Annotated in this window: 17 protein-coding genes; 9 read left to right on the forward strand and 8 right to left on the reverse strand. The window is 66.3% G+C overall.

The features are described 5' to 3' along the window. Positions 1–40 precede the first annotated feature (40 nt). Positions 41–1,135, forward strand: a complete 1,095-nt coding sequence (gene gcvT, locus RHO23_RS05255; RefSeq protein ID WP_070942840.1) for a glycine cleavage system aminomethyltransferase GcvT — start codon at positions 41–43, stop codon at positions 1,133–1,135. 42 nt (positions 1,136–1,177) lie between these two features. Next, on the forward strand, positions 1,178–2,281 hold the full coding sequence (locus RHO23_RS05260; protein ID WP_030095445.1) for a branched-chain amino acid aminotransferase: 1,104 nt from the start codon (positions 1,178–1,180) through the stop codon (positions 2,279–2,281). Here the strand turns inward: RHO23_RS05260 and RHO23_RS05265 are convergent. The 5 genes from RHO23_RS05265 to RHO23_RS05285 all read right to left on the reverse strand — a co-directional run bounded on the left by RHO23_RS05265 (position 2,278) and on the right by RHO23_RS05285 (position 7,055). Then, on the reverse strand, positions 2,278–3,990 hold the full coding sequence (locus RHO23_RS05265) for a metallophosphoesterase (RefSeq protein ID WP_423488768.1): 1,713 nt from the start codon (positions 3,988–3,990) through the stop codon (positions 2,278–2,280). The genes RHO23_RS05260 and RHO23_RS05265 overlap by 4 nt on opposite strands. A gap of 88 nt (positions 3,991–4,078) precedes the next feature. Then, the gene (locus RHO23_RS05270) at positions 4,079–4,837 is read right to left on the reverse strand and encodes an adenosylcobinamide-GDP ribazoletransferase (protein WP_423488769.1); all 759 of its coding nucleotides are present in this window, start codon (positions 4,835–4,837) and stop codon (positions 4,079–4,081) included. After that, a complete protein-coding gene (gene cobT, locus RHO23_RS05275; RefSeq protein ID WP_423488770.1) occupies positions 4,834–5,853 on the reverse strand; it encodes a nicotinate-nucleotide--dimethylbenzimidazole phosphoribosyltransferase in 1,020 nt (339 codons plus the stop codon). The genes RHO23_RS05270 and cobT overlap by 4 nt, the downstream gene beginning before the upstream one ends. Continuing rightward, complete coding sequence (locus tag RHO23_RS05280; RefSeq protein ID WP_423488771.1) at positions 5,850–6,383, reverse strand: bifunctional adenosylcobinamide kinase/adenosylcobinamide-phosphate guanylyltransferase; 534 nt, start codon at positions 6,381–6,383, stop codon at positions 5,850–5,852. The genes cobT and RHO23_RS05280 overlap by 4 nt, the downstream gene beginning before the upstream one ends. Before the next feature lie 6 nt (positions 6,384–6,389). After that, a complete protein-coding gene (locus tag RHO23_RS05285) occupies positions 6,390–7,055 on the reverse strand; it encodes a DUF3043 domain-containing protein (protein ID WP_070942527.1) in 666 nt (221 codons plus the stop codon). A gap of 22 nt (positions 7,056–7,077) precedes the next feature. Here RHO23_RS05285 and RHO23_RS05290 point away from each other — a divergent pair, with 22 nt between their 5' ends. Next, complete coding sequence (locus tag RHO23_RS05290) at positions 7,078–8,139, forward strand: glycerate kinase (protein ID WP_070942526.1); 1,062 nt, start codon at positions 7,078–7,080, stop codon at positions 8,137–8,139. A gap of 103 nt (positions 8,140–8,242) precedes the next feature. After that, positions 8,243–8,611, forward strand: a complete 369-nt coding sequence (locus tag RHO23_RS05295; RefSeq protein ID WP_030095452.1) for a HesB/IscA family protein — start codon at positions 8,243–8,245, stop codon at positions 8,609–8,611. Here RHO23_RS05295 and RHO23_RS05300 read toward each other — a convergent pair whose 3' ends face one another. Further along, complete coding sequence (locus RHO23_RS05300) at positions 8,612–9,154, reverse strand: hypothetical protein (protein ID WP_030095453.1); 543 nt, start codon at positions 9,152–9,154, stop codon at positions 8,612–8,614. Positions 9,155–9,306: 152 nt separating this feature from the next. Between RHO23_RS05300 and RHO23_RS05305 the strand changes: the two genes are divergently transcribed. After that, entirely contained in the window at positions 9,307–10,278 is a 972-nt protein-coding gene (locus tag RHO23_RS05305) for a carbohydrate kinase family protein (protein ID WP_057969156.1), read from the forward strand. On the opposite strand, the gene asnB is transcribed toward RHO23_RS05305, so the two are convergent. After that, on the reverse strand, positions 10,275–12,203 hold the full coding sequence (gene asnB / locus RHO23_RS05310) for an asparagine synthase (glutamine-hydrolyzing) (RefSeq protein WP_044104421.1): 1,929 nt from the start codon (positions 12,201–12,203) through the stop codon (positions 10,275–10,277). The two genes, RHO23_RS05305 and asnB, sit on opposite strands and share 4 nt — an antisense overlap. Positions 12,204–12,362: 159 nt before the next feature. Here asnB and RHO23_RS05315 point away from each other — a divergent pair, with 159 nt between their 5' ends. The 4 genes from RHO23_RS05315 (at position 12,363) to RHO23_RS05330 (ending at position 15,718) form a co-directional block, all read left to right on the forward strand. Continuing rightward, entirely contained in the window at positions 12,363–13,412 is a 1,050-nt protein-coding gene (locus tag RHO23_RS05315; RefSeq protein ID WP_044104422.1) for a cytochrome c oxidase subunit II, read from the forward strand. A gap of 24 nt (positions 13,413–13,436) precedes the next feature. Then, complete coding sequence (locus RHO23_RS05320; protein ID WP_030095457.1) at positions 13,437–13,856, forward strand: cytochrome c oxidase subunit 4; 420 nt, start codon at positions 13,437–13,439, stop codon at positions 13,854–13,856. Positions 13,857–14,093: 237 nt separating this feature from the next. Then, positions 14,094–14,993 carry a hypothetical protein gene (locus tag RHO23_RS05325; protein WP_423488772.1) on the forward strand — a complete coding sequence of 300 codons (900 nt, stop codon included), beginning with the start codon at positions 14,094–14,096 and terminating at the stop codon, positions 14,991–14,993. Beyond that, positions 14,993–15,718, forward strand: a complete 726-nt coding sequence (locus RHO23_RS05330; protein WP_070916214.1) for a DUF2561 family protein — start codon at positions 14,993–14,995, stop codon at positions 15,716–15,718. Before RHO23_RS05325 ends, RHO23_RS05330 begins: the two co-directional genes overlap by 1 nt. Here the strand turns inward: RHO23_RS05330 and RHO23_RS05335 are convergent. Continuing rightward, a complete protein-coding gene (locus tag RHO23_RS05335) occupies positions 15,715–16,152 on the reverse strand; it encodes a PPOX class F420-dependent oxidoreductase (RefSeq protein ID WP_070916213.1) in 438 nt (145 codons plus the stop codon). The genes RHO23_RS05330 and RHO23_RS05335 overlap by 4 nt on opposite strands. Positions 16,153–16,163: the final 11 nt, after the last annotated feature.

Raw genomic sequence — 16,163 nt, forward strand, 5'->3', positions numbered from 1 at the left:
CCTAGTGAAAGCCGGTGATGCGCCAATTAGGGTGAACGCCATGACGGATCTCTTGCTCGGCCCTCTTCACGATCGGCACGCCGCACAAGGCGCCACCTTCGCCGAATTCGGCGGCTGGAATATGCCGGTGTCCTATGCCGGCACAGTGGGTGAGCACACCGCCACCCGGGAGGCTGTCGGACTGTTCGACGTGAGCCACCTCGGCAAGGCGCTGGTGCGTGGGCCGGGTGCCGCGGCGTTCGTCAACGCGTCTTTCACCAACGATCTCAACAAGATTGGGCCGGGCAAGGCGCAGTACACCCTGTGTTGCACCCCGACCGGCGGTGTCGTCGACGACCTCATCACCTACTACGTCTCCGATGACGAGATCTTCCTGGTGCCCAACGCCGCCAACACCGCAGCGGTGGTGGCCGCTCTGCAGGAGAAGGCGCCCGAGGAAATCACCATCACCAACCAGCACCGCGACTACGCGGTGCTGGCCGTGCAGGGACCCAAGTCGGCCGACGTGCTGCTGCGGCTCGGACTGCCGACCGATATGGAATACATGGCGTACGCCGACGCGACGCTCGACGGTCAGCCGGTGCGGGTGTGCCGGACCGGCTACACGGGCGAACACGGCTACGAACTGCTGCCGTCCTGGGATTCCGCCGGCGCCGTGTTCGACGCACTGCTGCCGGTGATCACCGAGGCAGGCGGCCAGCTGGCCGGTCTGGGCGCGCGCGACACGCTGCGCACCGAGATGGGCTATCCGCTGCACGGTCACGAGCTGTCCCTCGACATCAGTCCGGTGCAGGCGCGGGCAGGATGGGCCGTCGGATGGAAGAAGGACGCGTTCTGGGGGCGTGAGGCCCTCGCCCAGGAGAAGGCGGAAGGTCCGCGCCGCACCCTGCGTGGCCTGCGGGCCACCGGCCGCGGCGTGTTGCGACCCGATCTCACGGTGCTCTCGGGCGGCCAGCCGGTAGGGGTGACCACTTCGGGCACCTTCTCGCCGACTCTCAAGACCGGTATTGCATTGGCCCTGCTGGACAGCGCCGCCCAGATCGCTGACGGGGCCACCGTCGCCGTCGACGTGCGGGGCCGGGAGATCGAATGCGAGGTCGTCAAGCCGCCGTTCGTGGACGTCAACGTCGGATAATGGGTTCGGATTTGGCGACATCGGACAGCTAGACTGCCGAGCATGAATCCGCTTCCCGAGTTCACCCGGCAACTCAACCCGTCACCGGCCAGCCCGGCGCGTCGGGCTGAGGTACTGGCCGCGCCGGGCTTTGGGAAGTACTTCACCGACCACATGGTGTCCATCGATTGGAACACCGAAAATGGTTGGCACAACGCGCAAGTGGTGCCCTACGGCCCCATCACACTTGACCCGTCGGCCATCGTGCTGCACTACGCGCAGGAGGTCTTCGAGGGGCTCAAGGCGTACCGGCAACCCGACGGGACCATCGCGGCGTTCCGGCCCGAGGCTAACGCCGAACGAATGATCCAGTCCTGCCGCCGCATCGCCATCCCCGAGCTGCCGCAAGAGCTGTTTATCGAGTCGCTGCGTCAGCTGATCGCCGTTGACTCCGACTGGGTGCCGCCGGGCGGCGGCGAGGAATCGCTGTATCTGCGGCCGTTCATCATCGCCACCGAGGCCGGTCTCGGGGTGCGGCCCGCCGCCGAGTACCGGTACCTGCTCATCGCCTCACCCGCTGGCGCGTACTTCTCACAGGGCATCAAGCCGGTCAGTGTCTGGCTCTCGCACGAATACGTGCGCGCCGCACCGGGCGGGATCGGCGCGGCCAAGACGGGTGGGAACTACGCCGCCTCGCTGGTCGCCCAGGCGCAGGCCGCCGAAGAGGGCTGCGATCAGGTGGTCTGGCTCGATGCCATCGAGCGCCGGTACATCGAAGAAATGGGTGGCATGAACCTGTTCTTCGTGTTCGGCCGCGACGGTGAGGCCCGCTTGGTTACTCCCGAACTGTCCGGATCACTGCTGCCCGGTGTGACGCGGAAGTCCTTGTTGCAGCTGGCCTCCGATGCCGGATTCGCCATCGAGGAACGCAAGATCGACGTCGACGAGCTGGAGAAGAAGGCGGCCTCGGGAGAGATCACCGAGGTGTTCGCCTGCGGCACAGCCGCGGTCATCACGCCGGTTGGCCGCGTCAAGCACTCCAGCGGCGAATTCACCATTGGCGAAGGGGAACCCGGCGAGGTGACCATGGCACTGCGCGACACGCTGACCGGAATCCAGCGCGGCACCTTCGCCGATACGCACGGCTGGATCACCAAGCTCGGCTAGGACGCCTGTGCGCGTACGGGGCGGCGATAGGTCACCGTGTCGAATTCGCGTCCATACTCATCGACGGCCGTGACATCCATCTCGCTGACGAATGTCCCCGGCCGCACGTCGACACGGATGAATGCGTAGTTGCGATACCGCACGCGCGACCAGGTGACCGCCTCGGCGTGCTTACTGCCGTCGGGCGCCCAGACGTAGCTGTTGGGAACCAATGTGTCGGTGAGCTCGCGGCCCCGGTATCCCTCCGGCTCGCCCGGCTGAAAGTCATAGCGGGGCCGGCCCGCAGAACCCACGGTGTAGTATACGGTGCCATCCGATTCCGGGTCGACGGTGGACCGATCGCCGGCCTCTCGGGTCGGACGTCCCGCGCGAATCGGATCCGTGCGCTCGAAGACGTGGTTGTGTCCCTGTAGCACCAGATCCACCTGATAGCGGTCGAACAGCGCGCACCACGCGTCGCGCACGCCACCGTCGCTGGCATGCGACAGCGTCGTCGAGTACGCGCAGTGGTGGAAGAAGCACACGATGAAGTCGATATTCGGGTTCGCCCGATATGCCGCTAAAGTTCTTCCCACCCAACCGGTTTGGGCGCCGCCCGAGTAGCCGGTGTTCGCCCTGATCTCGTAGGACACGTCATTGGCGTCCAGGGACAGGACGGCGACGTTGCCGTAGGTGAACGAGTACGCGGACGGGCACCCCGCGGGGCCGTTGCCGGGGAATCCGAGACGGGCCAGATGGCCGCCGTAGCCGTGATTTCCGTACGCGGCCTCCATGTCGTGATTGCCGGTGGCGAACATCCATGGTGTTGTGGAGGCGCTGGGCTCGATGGAGGTCAGGTAGACGTCCCAGACGAACGGATTGTATTTGTCGAACCCGGCCGCGGCCTTGCCGCCGGAAGATACGAACTCGGGCTTCTTTCCCATTCCGGATGGGTCCGCATAGGCGATGTCCCCGGCCAGGATATGAAAATCAGGCCGGCACGCCACGATCTGGTTCATGACGTTCTGTGTGTGCGGCGTGGCCGGGTCGTTGTCGGCGCTGTAGTAGCTGTCGTCGTATTCACCGGGAGCCAGATTTGGTGGGAGCGCCGGGGTCTCGTCGGTGCCCTGATCGCCCATCATGGTGAACCGGAAGGGGGCGAACGCGTTTCGTGCGGACGGAAGGGCCGTCGCAGCGGAACGGATATCGCTCGAGAATCCGTCGGTGGTGCGCCAGCGGTAGAAGTGCTCAGTGCCCCCGCCGAGTCCATGGACGGGAGCGTGCACGTAGAACTGTTCTGCTCCCAGCACCCCGTGATCGCTTGAGGGAATCTGCGTCACGAGATTGCGGACCTCGGCTTCGAGGGAGGCGCCGAGTTCGGGGGTAGGCCCATGGTCGAGAAAGATCTTGGTGCCGTGCGGATTTCTGGACAGCTGCCCGGAAAAGCTGAGCTGGCTGGACGAATCTGCGCCGTACCCCACCCGCCTGCCGGCCACACCCAGTGGTGCCTCATCGGCATACGCGCGCCGCCCAAACGGTGATACGCCCAGCGCGGCGACCGCGGCAGCGGCGGCCGATCCCCGCAGGAAGTTGCGGCGCGAGACCGGGTGACGACGCAGATATCCGCGATGCCATTCGTACTGTTCGGCCATGGACATCGAGCGGGCGATCGGCTCGGGGATCCCCATATCCGGTGTCTCACCGGCGGGGCTCACAGGATTGCGCGGCATAAGTTCGAATAGTGGCCTACGGCACCAGGTAACGCGACCGCACAGGCCGGGGTGATCGCGAACTCTTGATGAATCTTTCGTCGCCGCCTCACGAGGCCGCGAATCCGAGTGCTGCCAGCGTGGTGGTCACCTCGATGCTCGCTCCTAACACGTCTCCGGTGATGCCACCGAACCTGCGCACGCAGTGGCGCACCAGCAGCACTCCGGCGCTCAGCGCGATCACCACCGCAACCGGCCCTTGCCATGGTCGCCAGGGCTGCGCGAAAAAGCCGACGGCCATCGCCGCGAGCACCCAGATCCCGGCCAGCCACAAAGGCTGCGACCCGGCCACCCGGGCACCGAAGCCGCTGTGTGCGGCACCGGGCACGCCGCGCCGACACGCCACCACCGCGCTGACGCGTCCCACCGCGATCGCCAGCGCGATGGCCAGCCACTCCTGCCGGGAGGCCAGCGTTCCGAACGACAATGTCTGTGCCAGAAGGGTGATGATCACCGCGGCGACCCCGAACGGTCCGGCCGAACCATCGCGCATCACGGTGAGTGCGCGCTCCGGTGGTCCGTAGCAGCCGAGCCCATCCGCGGTGTCCGACAGGCCGTCGATATGCATGCCCCGGGTCGCCAGCACCACCACCGTTGCGGCGGCAAGCCCCGCGATGGGCGCGATGTAGGCCGATGTCGCCAGGTAGGCGGTTGCCGCTGCGAGCGCACCGAGTGCGGCGCCCACCACGGGCAGCGCCGTCAGCACCGGGCCCGAGAGGGTGCCGGCGAGCCGTGCGGGAACCGGTGTCACGGTGGAGAATTCGAAAGCCCCGCCAATGGGCCGCAGCAGCCGCAGCAGCCGGTTCACGCGCCCGGCCCGTCGATTCGGGCCTCATCGAAGGTCGCCATCTGTGCCAGCGTGCCCGCGGCGGCCTGCAACACCGGCAGTGCGACGAGTGCCCCGGAGCCCTCACCCAAGCGCATCTGCAGATCCAGCACGGGATCCAGCCGGAGACGTTGCAGGGCAAGCGAATGCGCCGGCTCGGTGGAGCGATGCCCGGCGAGCCACCACTGGCGTGCGCCCGGAGCCAGCTGCTCAGCCACCAGTGCGGCTGCAGTCACCACCAGCCCGTCGAGCAGCACAGGGGTGCGCCGCACCGCCGCGTGCGCCACGAAACCGGTGATTGCCGCCAGATCGGCGCCACCTGCCCGGGCGAGCAGCGCCACCGGGTCGGTACGCACATCTTTGGTGCGGCGCAACGCATCGCGCACCGCGGCGGTCTTGCGTGCCCACCCCGCGTCGTCGACTCCGGTGCCGCGGCCCACCACCGCCACCGGTTCGCTTCCGGTGAGCGCCGCCACCAACACGGTCGCGGGAGTGGTGTTGCCGATGCCCATATCGCCCGCGATGAGCAGATCGGCTCCGGAGTCGATCTCGGTGTCCGCCAGGGCGATACCGGCAGCCAGTGCGGCATGAGCCTGCTCCTCGGTGAGAGCGTCCTCGACGGCGATATTGCCACTGGGACGGCCCACGGCGATGTCGGCGACGCGCACACTTGCCCCCGCTAGTGCGGCGAGCACGTTGACGGCCGCGCCGCCCGCTTCGATGTTGCGCACCATCTGTGCGGTCACCGACGGGGGATAGGCGGACACTCCGGCGGCAGCCACACCGTGATCACCGGCGAAGACGATCACCCGAGGATGTTGGAATGTCTCAGGGGGGCAACGATTTTGGCAGGACGCCACCCAAACCGAGAGCTCTTCCAGACGCCCCAGTGCGCCGTCCGGCTTGGTGAGCTGCCGTTGCCGGTCACGTGCGGCGGCGGCGATATCCGGGTTGGGTGCCGAGACCGGGGCGAAACGCGGTGCCTCGCCGCCGCTCACTCGGCCGCTCCCTTGATGGCCAGTGGCTGACCGGCCACCACCAAGAGGACCCGTTGACAGTGCTGTGCCACGGCCTGATTCAGGGCGCCGAGCTGATCGGCGAACAGCCGCCCGGATGCGGTGGCGGGCACAACGGTCAATCCGACCTCGGGGCTCACGATCACCAACTCGCTGCCATACGAGCCGATCGCATCGACCAACTCATCGATATCGGAGGCCACAACCTCACCGCCACGGTCCCATGCCGCGCGGGCATCCATCCTCGCGGTCAGCCACCCCCCGAGATCGTCGACGAGCGTCGGCACCGCATCGGGCGCGCGCAGTTCCTCGGCGATATCGGTTGTCTCGGCCGTCGACCAGCCATCGGGACGCCGAGACCGGTGTGTGGCAACCCTTTGCGCCCAGGCCTCGTCCTCGCGGACAGATACTCCGGTTGCCAGGTACCGCACGGGGCCCGCGGCGGGCAGCAGAGATTCGGCGAAACGTGATTTTCCCGAACGTATTCCACCGAGCACCAGCGTGGTAGCCACCTGAGGCTAGACCGGCTCGCCGCGGTTCACCCGGGGGCGTGGTGCGCGCATCTTGCGCAATTGCGATGCGCGGCTGGCCGCGTACCAGCCGAGTTTGAAGCCGCCCTCGTCGCTGGTTGGGAAGCGTTCGGAGACGCGCTTGTTCACGAGTCTGCCGACGAAAACCCCGTCGACGATCATGACGATCATCAAGACCAGCATCGCCGGGGTCATCCACATCTGAACCTGCACAGACGGCACCGCGAACATGGTGAAGATCAGGAAAAGCGCCAGAGGCATGAACAGCCCCAGCACATTGCGGCGTGAATCGACGATGTCGCGGGCGAACGCGCGCACGGGCCCCTTGTCGCGCGGCAACAGGTACGCCTCGTCGCCGGCCATCATCTTCTCGCGGCTGTCGGACATCCTGGCGCGCCGCTCTGCGTTCTCGACCTTGCGCTCGGCCCGCGACAGTTTCGGCCCACGCAGGGACTTGCGTCGCTGCCGGGCCTCGGCACTGGTCAAGGGTGCCGGGGCAACAGGTCCACGACGCTTGCCGGCATCCCGCTTCGGGGTGGGGCGGCCCTTTCCGGCCTGCGCCGGCGATGTGACGTCCGTCTCACCGGCGAGTGGTGAGGACTCGTCGGCGGCGCCGTTTTCGGAGGTGGATTTCTTTCGGCCGAGCAGATTCACACGCCCAGATTATCCTGCGCGAATGAGTCAGATTCTGGTGGCGCCCGACAGCTTCGGAGACACGCTCACCGCCACGGAGGCGGCGACCGCCATCGCGGAGGGCTGGGGAAGGACTCGCCCCGGCGACATCGTCATCCTCAGCCCCCAATCAGACGGGGGACCCGGGTTCGTCGACGTGCTGGCTGCGCAGCTGGTCACGGCGCACCGGCATGCGCTGCGAATACGCGGCCCTCTGGATGAGGATGTCGACGCTGAGTGGCTGCTCGACGGCACGACCGCCTACATCGAATGCGCGCAGGCCTGCGGGCTGCCGCTACTCAAACGTGCGCCGTCGGTCGATACCGCCTGGCGTGCGCACAGCACCGGAGTCGGGCAGCTGATCGCGGCTGCGCTCGATGGTGGAGCCACCCGAATCGTGGTCGGTCTTGGCGGCAGCAGCAGCACGGATGGGGGTGCGGGGCTCGTCGCGGGCCTTGGCGGGCTCGTTGTGGCTCAGCGGCGTCTGGCCACAACGGAATTGGTGGTCGCCAGCGACGTCGAGCATCCGCTGCTGGGCCCGCGTGGTGCGGCCGCGGTGTTCGGTCCGCAGAAGGGCGCAGACCCGGACACTGTCAGACGCCTGGAGGCGCGGCTGGCCGGGTGGGTCGCGGAAATGGAGGAGCAGACCGGCCGGGGCGTGCGGGACCTCGCTGGAGCCGGCGCCGCCGGCGGGATCGGCGCGGCGCTGCTCGCGCTCGGAGCGCGTCGCGAATCGGGAGCGCGAATCGTCGCCGAACACACCGGCCTGGACGCTGCGATCGTGCGGGTGGGCCTGGTGATCACCGGCGAAGGCAAGTTCGATGACCAAACCCTGCACGGCAAGGTGGCGGGGGCGGTCGCGAGCCGCGCGGCGACCTCCGGCATCCCGGTGTTGGTGCTGGCCGGGCAGGTCGCGCTGACGGCCGATGAATACGGGCGGGCCGGTATCACGCGTGCTGAATCGATTGCCCAGTTCGCGGGGTCCGTACGGTTGGCCATGGAGGATGCGGCGGGCCAGCTGGCGGGCCTGGCCGCCCAGGTCGCACGTGACTGGTCACATGGCTAGGGCGTAGATGTAGGAATACCCCTAGACGAGGTACCGTTGAGATCACAAGACGTTCATTACCTGGACGTCCGCCCGAGAGCTTCGACGCAGGGGAGATCCCACGATGACTGTCCAAGACGAATCGACTGCCACCTCCACCGAGGAAACCCATGGTGCCGTCTTGACCGACGCCGCCGCCGCCAAGGCCAAGGCGCTGCTGGATCAGGAAGGCCGCGACGATCTGTCGCTGCGCATCGCCGTCCAGCCCGGTGGTTGCGCGGGCCTGCGATACCAATTGTTCTTCGACGACCGCACCCTGGACGGTGACCTGGTCACCGAGTTCGACGGTGTGAAGCTCACCGTGGACCGGATGAGTGCCCCGTACATCCAGGGCGCCTCGATCGACTTCGTCGACACCATCGAGAAGCAGGGCTTCACGATCGACAACCCGAACGCCACCGGCTCCTGCGCCTGCGGCGACTCCTTCAACTGATCAGAACGCGTTCGAGCCGCGCATGTACGCGGAGCACACGTAGATCTTGCCGTCGTTGATCAGTAGCTCGGCCTGCCCCTGAGGGGCGTCCTTACGCTTCTGGCTGGTCGCCGTGAACAGCACCTTGAGCTGGTACTCGGAGAAGTAGACGATCTTGTCGATCGACTTCACGGTGGCCGTCCCGAAGGTGTTCACGAACTGTTGAGCATTGGCGCGCACAATCGTGTCGTCGGTGTCCTTGTCGCGCACCGCGTCGTACAGGCCGCAGCCGGCATTGCGGGCCAATGTGACGATGTCGAGCTTGGCCATCGCATCCAGGTAGCCCTGGATGGTCTGTTCGATCTTCGCCTCGCTGGGCCGGTGGGACACGCCGGAGTTCTTGGTCAGAAAGCCGAGCAGCAGCGCCAGCACCACCAATGCCGCCACCACCGCGGCCGGGGCAAGCCAGCCGGGCACCTTGCGCTTGCGGTCGGGGTAGTCGACCGGGGGAGGCATGGGCGGTAAACCAGGGTAGGGCACCGTCGAATAACCTGGTTCCGCCATTGACTCTCCTGAAATTTCGTTTCCCCAGATCGCACTCCCCGACAATCCAGGCTAGCAATCGGCCACAACCCCGGAACAGTTACGTTAGGTAAGCTTCTGTGGTTGTCCGTCGACTACCCAAGCCCGCCCGAATCCTACGAAGGGTCTCACGCGTGTCCATCATCGTCACCGGATCCATTGCAACCGACCACCTCATGAACTTCCCCGGCAAGTTCTCCGAGCAGCTCTTGGTCGAGCACCTGCAGAAGGTGTCCCTCAGCTTCCTGGTGGACGATCTGGAAATCCGTCGTGGAGGCGTCGCGGGGAACATCGCGTTCGCCATCGGCGTGCTCGGTGGCAAGCCCGCGCTGGTCGGCGCCGTGGGTGCGGACTTCAACGAGTACCGGTCCTGGCTCGAGGGCCACGGCGTCAACTGCGACGGCGTGCTGATCTCCCAGACCGCGCACACCGCGCGTTTCGTGTGCACGACAGATCAGGACATGGCTCAAATCGCGTCCTTCTATCCGGGTGCGATGTCCGAAGCCCGTGACATCTCGCTGGCAGATGTCGTATCGACTACCGGGACACCGGAATTGGTGATCATCGGAGCCAACGACCCCGATGCCATGTTCCGGCACACCGAGGAATGCCGCAGCCTGGGATTGCCGTTCGCGGCCGACCCGTCGCAGCAGCTGGCCCGGCTCTCCGGCGAGCAGGCCCGCGAACTCGTCGGCGGTGCCACCTACCTGTTCACCAACGACTACGAGTGGGATCTGTTGCTCTCCAAGACAGGGTGGACCGAGGCGGACGTGCGTGAGCGTGTCGAGCTGCGGATCACCACCCTGGGTCCCAACGGCGTCGAGATCGTGGAGAAGGACGGCACCTCCCTCAAGGTGGGTGTGGTCCCGGAGAAGGGGCAGGTCGACCCGACCGGTGTCGGCGACGCGTGGCGTGCCGGATTCCTCACCGCCCGTAGTGCCGGCCTGAGCCTGGAGCGTTCGGCACAGCTGGGATCGCTGGTGGCCACCCTGGTGCTGGAGACAGTGGGAACTCAGGAATGGCTGTGGGAGCGTGACGAGGCGCTGGCCCGCCTCGCCGACGCGTACGGCCCGGACGCCGCCGACGAGATCGGTGCAGCTCTTTAGAGCTGCACCGGGTACTGCGGCTCCTGGATGTTCGGCCGCACCGACTGCTCGACGAAGATCGCGTGCCACAGCATGAAGATCAGCACTGTCCACAGCCTGCGGCTGTGATCGGCGGCGCCGGCGGCGTGCTCGGTGAGCATCCGGCCGACAGCGGGCACATCGATCAAGTGCCCGGCTTGCGTGGTCGCCAGCATCTCGCGGGCCCAGTCGTGTAGCAGTCCGTCGACGAACCAGTGCCGGATGGGTACCGGAAAACCGAGCTTGGTCCGGTGCAGAACATGCGCCGGCACAATGGGTTCCAGTGCCCTGCGGAGGGCGTACTTCGTGGTTTCGCGGGTGATCTTCTCCCGGTAGGGCAGCTGCGAGGCCACCTTGAACACCTCGGGATCAAGGAACGGCACCCGCAGCTCGAGCGAGTTCGCCATCGTCATCTTGTCGGCCTTGACCAGAATGTCTCCGCGCAGCCAGGTGAAAAGGTCCACATACTGCATGCGCGCCACCGGATCCCAGCCCGCGCACCGCTCGTAGAGCTCAGCCGTGACGTCCTGATGTCCCCATTCCGGGCGATAGTGGGGGAGCACCGCGCGTAGTTGTTCGTCATCGAAGCTGCGGGCGTTTCCGTAGTAGCGCTGTTCCAGTGTCATCGAGCCGCGGTTCAGCAGGCTCTTGCCGCGTACCCCGTCCGGGATGGCGGCCGAGAGCCGCGCCGCGCCGCGCCGCAACGCGCCAGGGAGGTATTCGAAAGGCTTGAGCGACAAGGGTTCCCGGTAGATCGTGTATCCACCGAAGAGCTCGTCGGCACCCTCACCGGAGAGCACCACCTTGACGTGTTTACGGGCCTCTTTGGCCACGAAGTACAGCGGTACCAGGGATGGATCCGCCACCGGATCATCCAGATACCAGACGATCTCGGGCAGCGCGGAAACGAACTCCTCCTGGCTGACCACCTTCACGACGTGCCGTGCACCGATCGCCTCGGCGGACTCGACCGCCACATCGACTTCGGAATAGCCTTGCCGCTCAAAGCCAGTCGTGAACGTAATGAGCTTCGGATTGTGCCGGATCGCCAGCGCGGCGATGGCCGTGGAGTCGATACCTCCGGACAGGAACGAACCCACCGTGACATCGGCCCGCATGTGCTTGGCCACCGAATCGGAAAGCACCTCGGTGATCTCGTCGTACCGGGACTGACGGGTCGCGCGGGTGAACGGCGTGACGGCGAACCGGGCCGGGAAGTAACGCGTGACGCGTGGCTCCTGGCCGGGGGTGATGCGCGCGTACGAACCGGATTCCAGGCGGCGGATCTCGGTGTGCAGGCTCTCGGGCTCCGGAACGTACTGCAGCGTTGTGTAGTGCTGCAGCGCCCGCAGGTCCAGTTCGGTCCCGATGCCCAACTGCTCCACCAGATCCAGCAGGCATTTCTTCTCGCTGCCCAGTGCGGTGCCGCCCGGGCCTGTCGCCATGAACAGCGGCTTTATGCCGAAAGGATCTCGCGCGCAGAACAACTCACGTTCGACCGTGTCCCAGATCGCGAAGGCGAACATGCCGCGCAGCCGGTGCAGCGCATCCGGGCCCCAGAAGTGGTACGCCGCCAGAATCGCCTCGCCGTCGCCCTCGGTGGCGAATGCGGCGCCGTGCTCGGCACGCAGCGTCTCCCTGAGTTCCAGGTAGTTGTAAATCTCGCCGTTGAAGACCAGCACGTATCGGTCCGGGGTGTCCGCCGGTCCCCAGCGCAACGGCTGATGCGAATGCGCGATGTCGATGATCGAGAGCCGGTTGAAACCGAAGAGCACGTTTTCCTCGTGCCAGATTCCCGGCTCATCGGGGCCGCGATGACGCATATGCACCATCGCCGCATCCACCGCAGGGCTATGAGATTCGAGCGAAGACCCGGGCGGGCCCAGCCACGCCACCAGTCCACACACGCGGCCAAGTATGCAACATCGCGCGACCTGTCCCAGGACCTAGGTCCCCACACCGGCCCCGTCGCTGCCCTGATGCGACCGCGTGGTCTACGCTGCGTAGTATTCGATTGCTGCCACTGGTCAGCGATGGATTCTGTACCGAAACAGGAGGCTTAAAACGTGACGTCACGGTCCGGCTCACGGCCGTCCCTGCTGGCCACTGTGGTGCTGTTGGGCGCGGCGAGCTTCCTGCTCAGCGGTTGTAGCGTCCAAGAAGTGCTGCGGTTCGGGTGGCCCGAGGGAATCACCCCCGAAGCCCACGACTACATGGCTCCCTTGTGGACCTGGGCAGTCGTGGCCTCGCTGGTCGTCGGCGTCATCGTGTGGGCACTGACGTTCTGGACCGTCGCGTTCCACCGGCACAAGCCGGGCGACACCGAGTTCCCGCGCCAGTTCGGCTACAACCTGCCGCTGGAGCTCATCCTGACGGTGGTGCCCTTCCTGATCATCGCGGTGCTCTTCTACTTCACCGTCGTGGTGCAGAACAAGGTCATGCACAAGGACCCGAACCCCGAGGTCGTCGTGGACGTGACCGCCTTCCAGTGGAACTGGAAGTTCGGCTACCAGAAGGTCGCGTTCAAGGACGGCAGCCTCAACTACGAAGGCGCCGACCCGGAACGCAAGAAGGCCATGACCTCCAAGCCCGAGGGCAAGGACGCGCACGGCAACGAGCTCGTCGGCCCGGTGCGCGGCCTGAACCGTGAAGACCGCACCTACCTGAACTTCGACAAGATCGAGACCGTCGGAACCTCCTCGGAGATCCCGGTGCTGGTGCTGCCCAGCGGCAAGAGCGTCGAGTTCCAGCTGGCCTCGGCCGACGTCATCCACTCGTTCCGGGTGGTCCCGTTCCTGTTCACGCGCGACGTGATGCCCGAGCCCAAGGCCAACAACTCCGACAACGTCTTCCAGGTCAGCAAGATCCTGAAGGAAGGCGCGTTCGTGGGTCGCTGCGTCGAGATGTGCGGCACCTACCACTCGATGATGGCCTTCGAGCTGCGTGTGGTGAGCCCCAACGACTTCAAGTTCTACCTGGAAGCGCGCAAGGCGGGTAAGACCAACGCCGAGGCGCTGGCATCGATCGGGCAGTCGCCGGTCTCGATTACCACCAGGCCGTTCGACGGCCGCCGCGGGGAGCTCGCGCCGGCGGACAACAACGCGGCGAAGAACTAGGCAGTGGGAAGGTAGGAGCGCAGCATGCATATCGAAGCCCGACTCTTCGAGATCCTCACCGGATTCTTCGCCCTGGCCACTGTGGTCTACGCGGTGCTGACCGCCCTCTACGCCAATGGTGGTGTGGAATGGGCGGGGACCACCGCCATGGTGATGACCACGGGTCTGTCCTTGATCATCTCGACCTTCTTCCGCTTCGTGGCCCGGCGCCTGGACACCCGGCCCGAGGACTACGAAGACGCCGAGGTCGCCGACGGCGCCGGCGAGCTGGGCTTCTACAGCCCGCACAGCTGGTGGCCCATCATGATCGCGCTTGCCGCCGCCACCACTGCCGTGGGTGTGGCCCTATGGCTGCCGTGGCTGCTTGCCGCCGGTGCGGTGTTTGTTCTCAGCGCGGTCGCCGGTCTGGTCTTCGAGTACCACGTGGGCCCGGAGAAGCACTAGCTCATCGCGCGTTTCGCCCCCTTCTCGCCGCCGCGCTCGTACTTTGCGGCGGGACTCCCGTGACTGGTGTGACATCTCCGTGTGCACTGTCACGTTTTCGATAACAATCCGGTGGTCAGTTTGGTTTTTACGGCCGTCGGGTTTCGTCGCCTCGGATTGCTTTGGCTATCGTTGCCATGGCCCCTCAGGCAGGTGGCCCGCCGGGGAGCGGGAAGTGACGAAAAGGAACTTGTGTAGATGAGTGGGACGGACAACCCAGGGTCGGGGACTCCCGGGGAAGTTCCGGATCTGGACGGTCCGAACGCGGATGGCGCAGCTGCTGACTCTTCCGGACCGGATTCCGCCGCGTTTCATTCACAGGCGTATTCGGCGCCCGAATCCGAGCAATTCACCAGTCCGTACGTGCCGTACGACGAGTACGACACCCAGCTGGTCGACGGTGAGGAGCCGCCTCCGCCGCGGTGGCCCTGGGTCGTCGGGGTGGCGGCGATCATCGCCGCCATCACCTTGGTGGCATCCGTCGCGTTGCTGGTGGCCGGACGCTCGGACGAGACGACCGGTGCCGCCAAGAGCACCTCGGTCACGCCGACTCCGAGCACCACGCCGTGGAACGAGATCATCACCACCACCACGGAACCTCCGCCTCCACCACCTCCGCCGCCAACCACTGAACCGCCGCCACCTCCGCCTCCGCCGGTGGTGACCGAGACCGTGACGGTGGAACCTCCGGTTCCGGTGCCTCCGCCTCCGCCGCCGGTGACGACGCATGAGGCACCGCCGCCGGTGACGACGCATGAGGCACCGCCGCCGGTGACGACCACCACGCCGCCGCCTCCTCCACCGCCGACGACCACGACCCCGGCTGGGCCCCGGCAGATCACGTACTCGGTGACGGGTTCGAAGGCCCCGCTTGATCGCATCTCGATCACGTGGACCGACGGCTCCGGGCGTACCCGGGTAAACCCGAACGTCTACATCCCGTGGTCGATCACCGTCACGCCGATCTCGAACTCGGAGATCGGTTCGGTATCGGCGAGCAGCTTCCTGCGTCTGAGCCAGCTCAATTGCACGATCACCACCAGCGATGGCCAGGTTCTGTCTGCCAACAACAACAATTCGGCGCAGGCAACCTGCTGATGCCAGCGGGTCGATTGGCCAAGCCACTGGAGGCACTTGCCGGTCCGGTGCGTCGATCCTCGCCGGAGGCCGTCGACCGGATGCTCATTGGGCTGTGCGCCGTCATCTGGCTGGCATTCGTCGGGATGTTGGTCGGCGCCATCGTCGTGATGACCGGGCTGGGGGAGGGCGCGCCGGGATCGGCTGGGCCGTCGCTGGGGATCTACATCGTCATTGGGGTATCGCTGGCCGTCATCATCGGTGCCGTGCCGCTGCTACTGCGCGCCCGCAAGACGGCGGCTCAGCGCCCGACGCGTGGCCCGTCAAAGGCCGTACCTAAATCCAAGGGTGCCAATGCTTCCGGGGCCGGCAGTGTGCCGTCGGGCCCGCCTCCCGCGGAGGCCTCGACCGAGAAGCTCAAGACATTCGGCGGACTGGCGGACCACACGAGCCATGTTCCGAAGGATTACACCGGGCCCGGATCACCGGCCTATCGGGCTGCCGCCGAGGCGGCATCGAAATCGGTGGTGGTCGATCGGCTGTGGCTGCGCGCCACCGTAGGGATCGCCGGTGCGATCGGTCTGGCGCTGCTGGCGGTGGTCACCGGCGCCTATCTGCTGGCAGTGGACAGCGACACCGCCGCCATCGTCGCGTTCGTGTTCGGCGGGGTGATCACCTGCGCGATGGGCGCGATTCCATGGGTGACCCTCAAGAAGCTGCGCGAGCTCGGTGCTCCAGGGTCTTAATCTGCGATCCCTGCGCGGGCAACGACTTTCGTGATTCTCGCCCGGACAAGCGATTCCTCCGGAACCGCGTTGCGACGGCCGAAATCCTCGGCCAGCTCGGCTCCCATGTAGCGTCCACCGATCCTGGTCGCCCACTCGCGCATCTCATCGAGATCACTGGTCAGCCGCGCCTCTGCGGAAAACTGGACATAGGAGTAGGGCGGGCGCTGGTCGTCGACGGCCAGCGAGATGCGCGGATCCCGTCGAATGGCCTTGCCTTTCAATGTTTCCGTGCCCGTCGTGAAGATCAGCTCATCGCCGCCGGGTCCCTCATGGAGCAGAAACCAGACCGGTGTCACGATGGGTGCACCGTTGGCCCGCACCAGCCCAAGCATCCCGGTGCGGGTGCCCTCGGTGGCGAAGGCCCACCATTGCTCGCGAGTCATCTCGTGCATACGGCCAGAGT

The sequence above is a fragment of the Mycobacteroides sp. PCS013 genome (genome assembly GCF_049532645.1).
GTDB classification, from domain to species: domain Bacteria; phylum Actinomycetota; class Actinomycetes; order Mycobacteriales; family Mycobacteriaceae; genus Mycobacterium; species Mycobacterium gwanakae.